A 14,249-nucleotide genomic window follows, 5' to 3' on the forward strand; every position below is an offset into this window, starting at 1 on the left:
ATGCCGCTTGCGAACGCGGCGAACCCGGCCAATCGAACCATGCGGCATCACTGCCGCGCACCGACCTTCGACACCCCACCCCGCCGCTCCCGCCGGACATTGACAGATACGCTCAGCCCGCGCTCGCAATCACGCTCAAACCCGCGCCGGCGGCTCCGCGGAAAACCGCCCGCCGACCTCCTCGGCCGCGTAATCGATCATCGCGAGCGCAGCGATCTCGGCCTCCTTCGGATCGCGCCGCTCGATCGCTTCGATGACGCGCTGATGCGATGCGATCGCACTCTCCCACAGCCCTTCCCGGTCGTGCACGATCGGATTGAGGGTCGACAGCGCGCCGCGAATGATCGCCGCCATCTGCTTGAAGAACTGGTTGCCGCTCGCGATCACGATGCGCGTATGGAACAGCTCGTCGGCTTCCTGATAGCCGGCCTCGCCCGGACGGATCATGCGAAACGCCTCGAACGCCTCGCGAATCGCCGCGACTTCCGCGGCACTGCCGCGCGCGGCCGCCTGCGCCGACGCGCGCGGTTCGATCAGCATGCGAAACTCGATCACGTCACGCAGAAACATCGGATCGGGCTTTGCGCGGAAACGCCAATTGACGACGTCCTCGTCGATCATGCGCCAGTCGCTCATCGGCCGGATGCGCGTGCCGATCTTCGGCCGCACGTCGAGCATGTCGCGCGCGAGCAGCATCGATAGCGCCTCGCGCATCACGGTGCGGCTCACATCGAATTCCTTCGACAGCACATCCTGCGGCGGCAGAATCGCGCCGTATTTTTCCTCGACGATGCCGCTGACGAGCCCGTCCATGACTTTGCTCACCAACGAGCGATCCTTGTTTGCGTGTTCCATGACATATCCCCGAAGCGGTGTTGACCCCGCGTGGCCTGTTGATTGAAGGGCCCGTACGTATCTGTTATGCCAATAGAATCGTTTTTCGATACGTTGCAAGCTTCGAAACGGATGCGCCAGTGGGACACTTCCTGACAGGGTTATCCCTCTGAAGATTTGTTTCGTTCGTGTAACGCCATCTGTTTCGCCAGGCACAAAGCTCGCTCGTCAAAGCGTGCCTGCGTTGTGGGGTTTGAATTGTGCGCATTCGCACGTTGGCGTGATGAAATTGTCTGATTTGCACGGACGTGGTCGGACGCCTGCGTGTTCCGGCGAACAAAGATCGGCTCCTGCGCCTCCGACAGCACGCTGACGCCGAACAGCTCGGCGTCCATCAGCCGTGCAAGCGCACGATGTCGTCTTCGCCGGGAGCGCCGCCCGACTGCACCTCGATGATTTCCAGCGGCGTCTTGCCAGCATTTTCGAGCCGATGCCTGACGCCCAGCGGAATCAACGTCGACTGATTCTCCGACAGCAGGAAGCGCTCGTCGCCGTCCTTGCTCGACGCGTCCCACACCGAGTCCCAGGCGCCGGTGTCCGACCAGCCCGCGTCGAGCGGCACCGTCACGCCGACGAGACGCGCGTCGGTGCCGATGCGCTCCATCACCGCATAGTCGACCGAGTCGGACGGACACGCGGCGAACGCGTCGCGCGCGAGATGCAGCGCGCCGGCCTCGTCAATGCTCGCGCCTGCGAATGCGTCCTTGCAGGCCGCCGCGATCAGCGGACGGCACAGGCCGATCGCGTCGAGCCACACCGACGCGCGCACCACGAACATGCCACTGTTCCACCAGTACTCGCCCGACGCGAAGTAGCGCTCGGCCAGCTCGGCATCGGGCTTCTCGACGAAGCGCTCGATCGTCCGCGCACCCCGGTTTCCCAAGGCCGCAGCGGTGCGGATATAGCTGTAGCCGGTCGCCGCGCGCTGCGGCGGCACGCCGAGCGTGACGATCGCGCCCCGCGAAGCATGCGCGAGCGCTTCCTTGAGCGCCGCGCCGAACGCCGCTTGATCGGCGATCGGATGATCGGCGGGCAGCGCGACCAGCATCGGATCGTCGCCGGCCGCGGCAAGCGCGCGCGCGGCGAGCGCCGCGACGGTCAGCGCCGGAGCGGTGTTGCGCGCCATCGGTTCGAGCAGTATGCGCACCGGCTTTCGGTACTGCTCGACGCGCTCGAGCGTCGGCAGCCGCAGTTCCTCGCAGCAGACCACCAGCGGCGCGGCGGGCGGCGTGGTGCGGGCCGCGTCGGGCGCGGCCGGGTCGAACGCGTCGTCGAGGCGGCGCAGCGTCGCTTCGAGCAGCGACTGGTCGCCCATCAGCCCGATCCGCTGCTTCGGATTGCGTTCGCGCGACAGCGGCCACAGCCTCGTACCGGAGCCGCTCGCGAGAATCACCGGTTGCACGGTCAGTTCGCGCAGCGCGGCGGCGGTCCCAGCCTGCGGCGCGGGCGAATTACCTGGTTCTACCATTCGATTCATTTGCGATCCTGTCGAATCCAGATCCTGTTCACGGGCCGGCATGACGCCAGCAAGTGCCTCGTGGTCGCACGCGCGTTCAGTCGTATGCGCGCGACGCACGCTGCGGCCTGGGCGCCCCTGTCTGTCCGCGTGCTCCCTATGCTTCTCCGAACGGACGCAACGCCCCCGCGGCGCGATGTTCATCGTGCCTGTGCAGCTCGCCGTCGAGCGCCGCGCTGTCGGGCTGACGCAGCTTCGTGAAGCCGCCGCGATAGACGTTCTCGACGTACGACATGATGTTTTCCTGCGCCACCGACGACAGGATCGCGTGATCGGTGTGCTTGCAGAAGGCCACGTGAATGCGCGTGAAGCGCGCGAGCCGCGTGCCGCGCACGCCGAAGTAGCGCTCGAGCTCCTCGACGCCTTCGTCCAGCACACCGAACACCAGGTGCGTGTCGACGCCCCGTGCTTCGAGGTTCGCGAACAGATGCCGCTCGTCACGTGCGCCGAATTCGAGGCCACACAGTTGCTCGATCCGGTCGGCCAGCGTTTCGCCGGTCCGCGCGAGCTGGCGTACCACCAGCTCGCGCACGAGGCCCCAGCCGCCCGTCTCGCCCTTGAGCACGCGCAGCCATTTGCCCGGCTGCTTCATCGAGCGCATGTAGTTGCGCGTCGAGCCGAACGCGGACACCGGGATCATCGGCTTGCCGTGTTCGTCGCAGACGTTACGCCATCTGAACTTCTGCACGTTGACGATCACCGCGCCCACCACCGCCGCTTCGCGCATCGCCGCATGCAGGCCGGTGTAAGCGCCCGAGCAGATGCCGAGCAGCAGCGCGCCCGCATGACCGCGCGCGGCAAGCCAGCGCGACGCGTACGCGGCGTCGCCGACACTCGACTGAGAGTACAGCGCGTCGAGGCTCAACGTGTCGCACGACGGCATGCTGTCGCCGACACCACGGACGTCGATGCGCAGCGACGCGATCCCCTGGCGTGCGAGACGCCGCGCGAAATGTACGCCGAAACGCCCATTGCCGATCCGCGACACCGCGCCGGTATTGAGCAGCAGCACCGCCGGGGCGCGCGCCGCCGCGGCGCCGTCGGGCCGGCAGTAGATGCCGAACACCTTGCCCTCATTCAGCCACACCGGCGTCTCGTGCAGCCTCGGCGCGACATAGTGGCCGCCCGCCGGCTCTTCCGCTCGCTCGGGCACGCGCGCCACCGTTTGGGCCGTTTGGGCCGTTTGCGCGCTCCCCGCCAGCAGCCAGTTCTCGATGGTCTCGAACGCGGCGTGCGGTATTTCGCTTTCGAGCGGTTCCATCATGAAGCGGCTGTATTCGTCGAACGGGTGACGCTCGAGCTCGACGCCATGTTCGCTGTAATGCGCGGCGAGCGCACCGGCGCGAGCCGGGTTCAGTGAATCGAGCAGCAGCACGCGCGCGGCCGGCCGGCTCGTCGCGCGATACAGATCCGCCGCGTGCAGGCTTTGCAGCGTGTCGCGATACATGCGAAAGCCATACGCTTCGACGAACTCGTCGGTATCGGGCTCGACCACGCAATCCATCGCGGCCGGATCGTTCAACCACTGCCGGTAATGCGCGCGCAATTCGCGCTGGTAAGTCTTGCCCGACAGCACCGGCGACATCAGCACGAGACCGTGCACATCGCCAAGTTCCTGCGCGGCAAGCGCGGCCAGCATGCCGCCGAGACGCAGACCGCACACGCTGACACGCTCGACGCCGGTCGCCTCGCGCAGTTGCGCGACCGCCTGCTTCACGCTGTCGATCCATGCGCGCCACAGGCCGGCGTCGGTCGGGTCGCCGGCTGAGTCGCCGGTCGCCGGGTAGTCGAAGCGCAGCACCGGCATGCCGCGCGCGGCGAGGCGCTCGGCGAGCCGGCGCATGCCGCGATACGTGCACAGCGTGTCGTAGCCAAACGGGGAACACATCACAACGCCATCCGGGCCGTTCGCTGGATGCAACCAGCCGAATTTGCCGTCGAAGACGATGGGTCTCACGGTCCGCTCCTTACTCTTCCTTTTCAAATGATTACAACAAAGGTGCTCTCGCGCATATGTGCGTCGCGCCACATTAGTTTGGGTTCCGAATCGCGCTGCGCTGGCGTGTGTCGATGAGCGTGCTGTGCAGTGCAGCATGCCCCGCGTGTGGACCGACGCGCGGCGGATCGCGTCGGTCATGCGCTGTGGTCGCTGCCCGCGACTGCGTGCAGCGTGCCGCGAGCATTACGTGATGGAGACGGCGCGGGCGCGCTTAGGAATGCTCCGCAATGCGGTGCGCGCGGCCGGCTCGTGGCTAACCACTGCGCTACCCTATGAGCTTTGCCATTTAACCCCCTCCCGATCGCGGCTATCTGTACGGCCACCCACACAGTCACGCGGCGCCCGGGGGCAAGATGCAAGACCTGCGACGCGTTGATGCCGCCGCGTATGTCCGCGCGGCCCTTCTCACCGGCCCGGCAATGGAACATGGAACGAAGCATCGTCAGGAACATCTTCATCAACCTTGCCGGCGCCGTCGCGCCGACCTTCGTTTCCCTCGTGACCGTGCCCACCTACATTCATCTGCTGGGCGCCGAGCGTTACGGGGTGATCAATCTGGTGTGGGCGCTGATCGGCTACTTCAGCGTCCTTGATCTGGGCACCAGTCTGGCGACGGAAAACCAGATCGCCAAGGCTCGCGCGGCCAGCGACGATTCGATCGAACCGATTTTCTGGAGTGCGTGGTTCATGAATCTCGGTACCGGCATCATCGGCGGCGCGCTGATTTATGCCGGAGCCATCGTCTACATCACCTACGGCGTGAAAATCGAGCCGACGTTCCAGCATGAAGTGATGGCGAGCCTGCCGTGGATCGCGGTCGCTGTGCCGATCGCGAACGTGACCTGGGTGTTCGCGGGCGCGATTACCGGCGTCGAGTGCTTCACGAGCTACAACATCAACCAGACGTTCGGCACCGCGCTGTTCCAGTTGCTGCCGATCGTGGCGGTCCTCTGCTTTTCGCCGTCACTGGCGATCGCGATTCCAGCCGCCGTGATCGCGCGTTTCGTCGGCGGCCTGATGCTGGGCGTGGCCGCCATTCGCGCGCTCGGCATTCGCCGTATGCGGATGCCGCAATGGCGCTTGATGATCGGGCTGTTCCGCAACGGCCGCTGGCTGCTGATGTTTTCCGGCGCCAACATGATCGCGTCGACGCTCGACCGCGTGTTCATCGGCGGACTGCTCGGCGCGCGCTTCGTCACTTACTACGCGACGCCGCAAAACCTGATCAATCGATTGAACCTGCTGCCGCTCGCTATGGTGCGCACCCTGTTTCCGCGACTGTCGGCGGCGTCGCGCGAGGATGCGGATGCGCTCGCGCACAACGCGCTCGCGTTTCTCAATGGAGCATTTACGCCATGCGTGATCATCGCGCTGTTCGCCCTGAAGCCGTTTTTGCTGCTGTGGCTCGGACCGCAGCTCGCCGCCGCGGCGCCGGTCGCGAGCGTGCTGATCCTCGGCGTGTGGCTGAGCGGCCAGTCGAGCATCCTCGGCAGCCTGTTGCAGGCGCAGACCCATCCCGTGGCAGTGGCGAGCGTCAGCTGGCTTCAGTTGCCGTTCTTTACCGGCGCGTTATGGTGCGGCATCCACTGGTTCGGCATCATGGGCGCGGCGGTCGTCGTCGTGCTGAAGGTGCTGCTCGATTACTCGGTGTTGCTCGCGTTCTCAGGGCTGCATGCATGGACGATCGTGCGCAACATGCTCGCGCATCTCGCGTTTCTGCTCGTCGCGCTCGCGCTCGCGGATTCAATCAGCGCGTTGCTGCTGGCGATCGTCGTCGCGCTCGCGTTGAGCGCGGCGAACTTCGGCATGTCGCTGCGCGGGTCGAGCGAGTTGCGCGACGCGCTTTACAGGCTCTGGCTGCGTTGCGCGCCGTCGTCCGGACGGGCACGAGGCTGAGTCCCCGCGCGCGCAATCAATGACGCCGGTCCACCGCTCGTTCACGGTCGGTGGACCTGGATGCCAAGGCTGAAAACACGTACCCAGCCGACGCGGCGTCACAACAGTTCGAACGTATTGACGAACGATGCGCCGTCGCGCTCGCGGCGCCTCAGACCGAAGCGCGCCTGAGCGCCGCGCACCTGACGCGTGAGACCGATGAACGGCATGCCGTGTTCGAGGTACGGTCCCTCCGTCTTGCGAAAGCCGAACTGCTCGTAGAACCCGCGCAAACCAAGCGGTGCGCTCACGCGCGTGGCGCGGCCCGGCCAGCGTTGGGCGACCGCTTCGAGCACACGCTCGATCAGCATCTCGGCGGTGCCGTCGCCGCGCCGCAGCGGACTCGTCAGCACCTTGTCGATCGTCACTTCCGGATCTTCGGAATCGCCGGGCTGCACCCGCGCATAGGCGAGCACCGGCATCGGCCGCGCCATGTCTTCGACCGCGAACACATGCAAGGCCTGCTCGTCGCGACCGTCCGCGTCGAGGCACACATGCGACTGCTCGACGACGAATACCGCACTGCGCGCACGCAGCACGACATACAACTCACGTGCAGATAGCTGATCGAACTCCAGCGTTTTCCAGTTCATCACGCCCCCGGCTGTCAAAATTTTCGGCGGGTCCGGCGATGCCTGCCGTGCGCGACGGCAGGCCGATCCATGACGGTCCCTCATCATCGACTACACGGTAACGTGCGCTAAAGATGTGCTTCCGTGCGCCATCGCACTGACGCTCGGGGTTGACGATCCTTAAATACGAGCCAACGAAGCGCAGCCTTGCCACGTTCGCCCGGTATCGCAGATGGCTTCACGCAGGCCCGCCTGCAACACTGCACTGCACCATCGCGAACGCACGCCGCGGTCTTCGCACCGCACGAAACTACACACGAAAATCAGGTGCCGACGTCATTCGACCTCGGCACCCATCGGCAGACCTTTGACCATAAGGGAGCACTGCATGAAAACTGCATTGAGACGCATCCTGTCCGAATCCGCACGCCTGGATGTCCCGCTGGAAAGCCTCGCCGACGACGCCGACCTCTATGCTGCCGGACTCTCATCGCTCGCGACCGTGCATCTGATGCTTGCCATGGAAGACGAATTCAACGTCGAAATTCCTGACCGTATGCTGACGCGCCGTCTGTTCTCGAGCATCGACTCGATGGCCGCCGCGATGACGGAGTTGCAGCAGGCCAAGGCGGCAGCATGAGTGCGCCGCTGCTGGATCAGGCCGCCGCAGCGGCCTGCGGGGCGGCCTCGAACTCGACTACTGACGCCCGGACCGGCGACGGCCAGGGCGCTGGCACCGGGACGCTGAGCGCGCTCGATACCGGTCCCGAATGGCGTGCTGCAGCGCATCGTTGCGCGGCGATCGCCGCGCAGTACGCGGACGCCGTGGACCGCGAGGCGCGCTTTCCGGTCGAGGCGTTCGACGCGCTCAAGGCCGAGCGTTTATTGTCGGCGATGGTGCCGACCGCTTTCGGCGGCGCGGGCCTGTCGCTTGCCGATATCGGTGCGATCTGCGAAACGCTGGCGCAGGGCTGCGCATCGACGGCGATGATCTATGCGATGCATCAGATCCAGGTCGCGTGCATCGACTCTCATCGCGGCGCCTCCGCCTGGCAAGCGAGCCTGCTTGCACAACTGGCCGAGCAGCAATGGCTGCTCGCGTCGGCGACGTCGGAAGAGACGATCGGCGGCAACATGCGCACGAGCGCGTGCTCGGTGGAGCTCGATGGCGCGCGTTTTCGGATCGAAAAGCTCGCCCCGACGATCTCGTACGGCGCGCACGCCGACGGCATCCTCGTGACCGCGCGGCGCACCGCCGACGCGGCCGCGTCCGACCAGGTACTGATCGTCGCGCTGCGCGCCGATACGCAGCTCGAGCGGCGCGGCGGCTGGGACGCGATGGGCATGCGCGGCACCTGCAGCGAGGGCTTCCGGCTCGTCGCAACCGGACTGGCCGAACAGATCCTCGCGACGCCGTTCGCCGACATCGCCGATCAGACCATGCTGCCCGTGTCGCACACGCTGTGGGCCTCGGTATGGACCGGCATCACCGTCGACGCGGTCAATCGCGCGAAAGCGTTCTTCCGCGCGCAGGCGCGCGCGAAGCCCGGCACGATGCCGCCGGCGGGCCTGCGGCTCGCCGAAGCGGTCGGGCTGCTGCAGATGATGCAGGCGCGTCTATCGGTCGCGCTGGAGGCCGCGCGCGCCGCGCATCAGGCACGCGAGGGCGCGACCCAAGCGGACGCCCCGCTCGCGGCGATGCTCGGTTTCGCGTCGGACATGAACACGCTGAAGACCAGCATTTCGACCACCGCGCTGCAGGTGGTACAGGAAGTGCTGATGATTTGCGGCATGGCGGGCTACAAGAACGGCACGCCCTATAGCGTCGGCCGCCATCTGCGCGACCTGCACTCGGCGCCCTTGATGATCAATAACGACCGTATCGCGCAGAACACCGCGAGTCTGCTGCTCGCGCAACGTCCTGCCGCGCCGGGGAGACCCTGAATGAAGCTGATGACCGATACCGCCGCTATCGCCGCGGCCGCCGCCGCCACGGACGTGGGGCCTTCGCTCACGCTGCGCGACGAGATGCTGGCCGCCGGCCTGCTGATCGACACCGGTGAAAACGGACTGTATGGCCGCAGCCAGGTTTTCGAGGACGTGATCGAGCGACTGAACCTCGCGATTACGCAGCTGGGTAAAGATCAGCAAGCCGAAGTATTGCGTTTTCCGCCCGCGATGCGCCGCACCGACTTCGAGGATAGCGAATACCTGAAGAGCTTTCCGAATCTAGCGGGCACCATCCATTCGTTTTGCGGCGACGACATGGGCCACCACCGTCTGCTGCGCGCGCTCGACGATGCGATGGCCGACAGCGACGACGACCGCGGCGACGCGTGGCTCGCGCAACAGAAACCGACGCGCGTCGTGCTGACGCCGGCCGCCTGCTATCCGATCTATCCGGTGATGGCGCGGCGCGGCGCGCTGCCCGCCGACGGCCACACCGTCGACGTGCTGTCGTACTGCTTCCGTCATGAGCCGTCGCTCGATCCGGGCCGCATGCAGATGTTCCGTCAACGGGAATACGTGCGTCTCGGCAGCCCCGAGCAGGTGATGGCGTTCCGGCAGATGTGGATCGAGCGCGGCTCGCTGCTTGTGAAGCTGCTAGGCTTGCCGGTCGAAGTCGATCTCGCGAACGATCCGTTCTTCGGCCGCGGCGGCAAGATCGTCGCCGATAGTCAGCGCGCGCAGGCGCTCAAGTTCGAGTTGCTGATCGCGGTCGCCGATCCGCGCGGCAAGACGGCCTGCCTGTCGTTCAACTATCACATGGACCACTTCGGCGCGATCTGGAAGATCGCCTGCGAAGACGGCGCGACCGCGCATACGGGCTGTGTCGGCTTCGGCATGGAACGCATCACGCTCGCGCTGTTCCGTCATCATGGGCTCGACGTCGACGCGTGGCCCGACGAGGTGCGCGCGCTGCTGTGGGGCGATACCGAGACCCGCGTCGCGGATGCGCTGCAGGCAACGCAGGCGACGCCAACGGCGACCGTCGCTGGGGAGCGCGCATGAATCCATCGCCGACTTCGGCGCTTGCCGGCGCGCTCGCCAACTCGTCGCTGCCGCGACCGGCAGGCGATCCGCCGACGCATCAGCAGACCCACGCGTTGCCCGGTGCCGGCACGCAATTGCGCGAGCACGTAGCGCACGCGCTGCATCAGGGCGAACGCGTGTGGCAGGAGACCAACTGCTATGTCGATCTGTGGATCGAGCTGCTGCACGGCTTCGGGCTCGATCCGCGCGCGGCGCTCGCGTTCACGGTCACGCAGGATTTCGAAGGCGATCAGTTCACGTTCTTCAAGTTTCCGCTCGACGATCTCGAACATCTGTATGGCACCCAGGTGCAGGAGCTCGCGATCTACGACTCGCTCGAAGAACGCGTGCTCGCGCAGACGCTGCGCGGCCACACCGTGCTCGTCGAGGTCGACGGCTACTACCTCCCCGATACGCGCGCGACCTCGTATCGCCGCGAGCATCCGAAGACCACGATCGGCATCGACTTCGTCGACACCGCCGCGCGCCGCCTCGGCTATTTCCACAACACCGGCTACCACCGGCTCGAGGGCGACGACTACGACGGCGTGTTTCGCAAGCTGCCGCATTTCACCGCGCAGCCCGATCTGCTGTTTCCCTACGTCGAGTTCGCCAAGCAGGCGCGGCCCGCGCTCGAAGGCACCGCGCTCGCGGAGGCGTCGGCGGAACTGCTGTGCGCGCATCTGGAACGGCGTCCGTTGACCAATCCGATTTCGCAATGGCGTGCCGCGTTTCCCGCGCATCTCGATACGCTGTTCGAGCGCGACGAGGCGTACTTCCATCTGTACTCGTTCAATCTGATGCGGCAGCTCGGCGCGAACTTCGAGTTCCTGTCGAAGTATCTGCAGTGGCTGTTCGCGCAAGGCTTCGAGATCCCGCCGACGATACCGGCCGCCGCGCAAAGCATCGCGTCGGAGTCGATGGTGATGCAGTTCCGGCTCATTCGCGCGATCGCGCGCGGCCGTCTCGATACCTGCGAAGACTGCTTCGACGTGCTTGAAAGCGCTTATGAAAAAACGCTGCCACCGCTGGCCGCTCTGGTGCGCTAATACGGTGATGCGTGGTTGCGCGCACTTCGTGCCGCGCGGTTTTTCCGGGAATTGACCGTGGATGTATCGACACTCGATCCGCCCGCTGACGAGGGCGATGCTGGCCGTGCGCGCGCGACCGGCGCGATCGCGCAAGCGCATGATGCAGGCACTGCCCGCGCCGCGCCCTCGCTATGGCCGCAACGGCTCGACACCGGCTGGGCCTGTCTGAGCACCGCGCCGCACGCCTATGAGTCGCCGGCCGATCTGCCCGCGCAAGGCTGGCTCGCCGCGCAGGTGCCCGGCACCGTCGCGAGCGCGCGGCTCGCCGCCGGTCTGCTCGATGTCGATCACCCGCCACCGCTCGCATTCGACGATCACTGGTATCGCGTCACGCTGATCGGTACGGGGCGGCGCCGCTTGCGTTTTCATGGACTCGCGACGCTCGCGCAAGTGTGGCTCGACGATGTGAAGCGGCTCGAGTCCGCATCGATGTTCATCGCCCATGATCTGGATATCGACCTGGATGGCCGCGCGACGCTCGTGCTGTGCTTTCGCTCACTGACGCCAGCGTTGGCGGCCAAACGCTCGCGTGCGCGCTGGCGGCCGCGGCTCGTGTCGCCGCCGACGCTTCGCAACGTGCGCACCACGCTGCTCGGCCATATGCCCGGCTGGTGTCCGTCGATTCAGACGGTCGGCCCGTGGCGTCCGATCGAAATGCTCGGCGACGCGCCGCACGCATTCGACACGATTGATCTGACCAGCCGGCTCGAGCAAGAGGATGGGGTTGTTTCGTTGACTTTACGTTTCGTACGCCCCCACGACGTCGCGGCCTGCCGCGCGACACTTTCTTGCGGCGACCATGTTTCGTCTTTGCAATGGCACGATGCATATACACTCACCGGCGACGTGCGCGTGCCCCACGCGAAACGCTGGTGGCCGCATACGCATGGAGAGCCCACTTTATATCCTCTGACGTTGCAGCTCGTCGACGGCAACGTGATCTCTCAGTCTCTGGGCTCGATCGGCTTTCGTCGTATCGAAGTGGACCGCGGCGCCGATGCTGCGGGTTTCGCCTTGCGCGTGAATGAAGTGCCCGTATTCTGTCGCGGCGCGTGCTGGACCAGCGCCGATCTCGTCACGCTAGCAGGCACCGAAACGCAATTGCGCCATACGTTCGAGCTCGCGCGCGCCGCTGGCATGAACATGCTGCGCGTCGGCGGCACGATGCTCTATGAGTCCGATCTGTTTTATGCGCTCGCCGACGAGTACGGCCTGCTGATCTGGCAGGACTTCGCGCTGGCGAATTTCGACTACCCGAACGATGCCGCGTTCAGCGCATTGATCGAGTGCGAAGCGAGCCAGTTCCTGAGCCGCACGCGTCGCTTTGCCTCGCTCGCGGTGCTGTGCGGCGGCAGCGAGGTCGACCAGCAGGCGGCGATGTTCGGACTGCCCGCGGCGCAGCGCGCGCAAGCGTTGTTTACCGAGCTGCTGCCCGCGCTCGTCGCGCGCGAACGTGAGGACGTGCCCTATGTCAGCAATTCGCCATCGGGCGGCGCGTGGCCGTTCTCGACCAACGAGGGCGTCACGCACTACTACGGCGTCGGCGCGTATCAGCGCCCGCTCGCCGACGTGCGCCGCGCGCAGGTGCGCTTCGCGGCCGAATGCCTGGCATTCGCCAACGTCCCCGACGAGGCGACGCTGCACGACGCGCTCGGCACGATCCACACGCACGATCCGCGCTGGAAAGCCGCCGTGCCGCGCGATCCTGGCGCAGGCTGGGATTTCGACGACGTGCGCGATCATTATTTGCAGGCGCTTTACGGCGTCGAGCCGGCGCGCTTGCGCTATGAAGATGCGGCGCGTTATCTGTATCTGTCGCGCGCGGTGGTTGCCGAGCTGATCGGCGACGTGTTCGCCGAGTGGCGGCGCGCGGGCTCGTCGTGCGGCGGCGGCCTCGTGTGGCAGTTGCAGGATCTGCGCGCGGGCGCGGGCTGGGGCGTGATCGACGCGACGGGACGGCCGAAAAGCGCGCTGCACGGCTTCGCGCAGACACTGCAGCCGTTGCAGATCACGCTCACCGACGAAGGCCTGAACGGCCTCGATATTCATCTGATCAACGAGCGCGCACAAACGTTTTGCGGCGAACTCGAACTGGTCTGTCTGCGCGACGGCAGCGTGAAGGTCACGTCCGCGCGACGCGCGCTGACGCTTGCCCCGCGCAGCCTGCAACGCATCAGTGCGGCCGCGCATCTGGGCCAGTTCTTCGATTTCACGCATGCGTACCGCTTCGGCCCACGCGCGCACGATGTCACGATTGCAACGCTCTACGATGCCGCGAGTGGCGAGATCGTGTCCGAAGCGTTTCATCTGCCCGAGCGTAGCGTGCACGCGCGTGATGACCTCGGTATGACCGTCGAGGTCGAACCTCGTGGCGACGGCAGCGGCTGGCAGCTTGCGATCGAAACTAAGCGCTTTGCGCGCTTCGTTCATATCATTGACCCCCGTTATCGCGCGGCGCGCGACTGGTTCCATCTCGCGCCGAACCGGCGCTGTATCGTGCCGCTGCATGCGCTCGAACCGCTGCTGCCGACCGCCTTCGCGGCGTCGCCGCAAGAACTCGTTGCTCCTGCATCAAACGCGGCCTTTAAAGTGGATGAAACATGCGGGGCACCCCAGGGGGAAGTCCGCGCGATCAATGCGCTATCCGCCATCTTCTACGGCTAGTGGTCATTCCGAACTAGTCGCACGTACGCGAAGCGCCCCAAAGCTCGCTTCGCAGGTCTCGAACTGTCTGCCCGGCTCGCTCACTGTTGGCTCGAACGCGACTGTTGCCTGCTTTGAGAGGCCTTACGTGCGACAGCGCACGCACTCCATTTAACACTTCTGAATCATTTCCGGCACTTCACGAGGAGCGCTTCAAAACGTGCATGCGGCGCCAGGTTCAAATCTGAGACAGCTTCGACAGCACCCAGTTTTTGGCCGTGAAGCCTTTGATATCAAGGGATTCGCCCAAACCCGAAGCTTTCATACGATGCATTCCCCATCCGGCAGGGGTGTGCAGAACTGAAACAAAAAGCCGCTTTTACTCTCCCGACGCGCTCCGGGTTTCTTCGCTGCGCCGCATCAGCAGGCGTTTTCCCTAACGTTGGCACGGTCCTCGCTACTACCTCCACGCAACAGAGTGTCACCGCACACGAGCGCAACAACAGAGGCGGTGGCAGACAGGCCTAAAACGGGGCCGATGTGTTCATCCAGGCTGCTCGCCGGGC

The 14,249-nt window shown here is 65.7% G+C and carries 11 protein-coding genes; 6 read left to right on the forward strand and 5 right to left on the reverse strand.

The window, feature by feature from the left end:
* Positions 1–135: 135 nt before the first annotated feature.
* The 4 genes from OKW35_RS38550 to OKW35_RS38565 all read right to left on the reverse strand — a co-directional run bounded on the left by OKW35_RS38550 (position 136) and on the right by OKW35_RS38565 (position 4,367).
* A complete protein-coding gene (locus OKW35_RS38550) occupies positions 136–855 on the reverse strand; it encodes a FadR/GntR family transcriptional regulator (protein WP_184068648.1) in 720 nt (239 codons plus the stop codon).
* 140 nt (positions 856–995) lie between these two features.
* Positions 996–1,229 carry a hypothetical protein gene (locus tag OKW35_RS38555; RefSeq protein WP_090804338.1) on the reverse strand — a complete coding sequence of 78 codons (234 nt, stop codon included), beginning with the start codon at positions 1,227–1,229 and terminating at the stop codon, positions 996–998.
* Positions 1,229–2,371, reverse strand: a complete 1,143-nt coding sequence (locus OKW35_RS38560; protein WP_429554813.1) for a mannose-1-phosphate guanylyltransferase — start codon at positions 2,369–2,371, stop codon at positions 1,229–1,231. The genes OKW35_RS38555 and OKW35_RS38560 overlap by 1 nt, the downstream gene beginning before the upstream one ends.
* 136 nt (positions 2,372–2,507) lie before the next feature.
* Positions 2,508–4,367, reverse strand: coding sequence for an alpha/beta fold hydrolase (locus OKW35_RS38565; RefSeq protein WP_429554814.1), 1,860 nt, complete (start codon positions 4,365–4,367; stop codon positions 2,508–2,510).
* Positions 4,368–4,835: 468 nt separating this feature from the next.
* Between OKW35_RS38565 and OKW35_RS38570 the strand changes: the two genes are divergently transcribed.
* Positions 4,836–6,305 (forward strand): oligosaccharide flippase family protein, encoded by a 1,470-nt coding sequence (locus tag OKW35_RS38570; RefSeq protein ID WP_429554815.1) that lies wholly within the window; start codon positions 4,836–4,838, stop codon positions 6,303–6,305.
* Positions 6,306–6,403: 98 nt separating this feature from the next.
* Here OKW35_RS38570 and OKW35_RS38575 read toward each other — a convergent pair whose 3' ends face one another.
* The gene (locus tag OKW35_RS38575; RefSeq protein WP_184029325.1) at positions 6,404–6,937 is read right to left on the reverse strand and encodes a GNAT family N-acetyltransferase; all 534 of its coding nucleotides are present in this window, start codon (positions 6,935–6,937) and stop codon (positions 6,404–6,406) included.
* Between the two features lie 367 nt (positions 6,938–7,304).
* On the opposite strand from OKW35_RS38575, the gene OKW35_RS38580 reads away from it, so the two are divergent.
* Genes OKW35_RS38580 through OKW35_RS38600 form a run of 5 tightly spaced genes read left to right on the forward strand, consistent with a single transcriptional unit; the run spans position 7,305 to position 13,704 of the window.
* Positions 7,305–7,556: an acyl carrier protein gene (locus OKW35_RS38580; RefSeq protein WP_090804328.1), complete on the forward strand. Its 252-nt coding sequence runs from the start codon at positions 7,305–7,307 to the stop codon at positions 7,554–7,556.
* Positions 7,553–8,860: an acyl-CoA dehydrogenase family protein gene (locus OKW35_RS38585; RefSeq protein WP_429554816.1), complete on the forward strand. Its 1,308-nt coding sequence runs from the start codon at positions 7,553–7,555 to the stop codon at positions 8,858–8,860. The genes OKW35_RS38580 and OKW35_RS38585 overlap by 4 nt, the downstream gene beginning before the upstream one ends.
* Positions 8,861–9,928 (forward strand): amino acid--[acyl-carrier-protein] ligase, encoded by a 1,068-nt coding sequence (locus tag OKW35_RS38590; protein ID WP_429554817.1) that lies wholly within the window; start codon positions 8,861–8,863, stop codon positions 9,926–9,928.
* Complete coding sequence (locus OKW35_RS38595; RefSeq protein ID WP_429554818.1) at positions 9,925–10,998, forward strand: DUF1839 family protein; 1,074 nt, start codon at positions 9,925–9,927, stop codon at positions 10,996–10,998. Before OKW35_RS38590 ends, OKW35_RS38595 begins: the two co-directional genes overlap by 4 nt.
* A gap of 15 nt (positions 10,999–11,013) precedes the next feature.
* Positions 11,014–13,704 (forward strand): glycosyl hydrolase 2 galactose-binding domain-containing protein, encoded by a 2,691-nt coding sequence (locus OKW35_RS38600; protein ID WP_429554819.1) that lies wholly within the window; start codon positions 11,014–11,016, stop codon positions 13,702–13,704.
* The last annotated feature ends 545 nt before the right edge of the window (positions 13,705–14,249 follow it).

It is taken from the genome of Paraburkholderia sp. MM5477-R1 (genome assembly GCF_050436385.1).
Lineage (GTDB): Bacteria > Pseudomonadota > Gammaproteobacteria > Burkholderiales > Burkholderiaceae > Paraburkholderia > Paraburkholderia tuberum.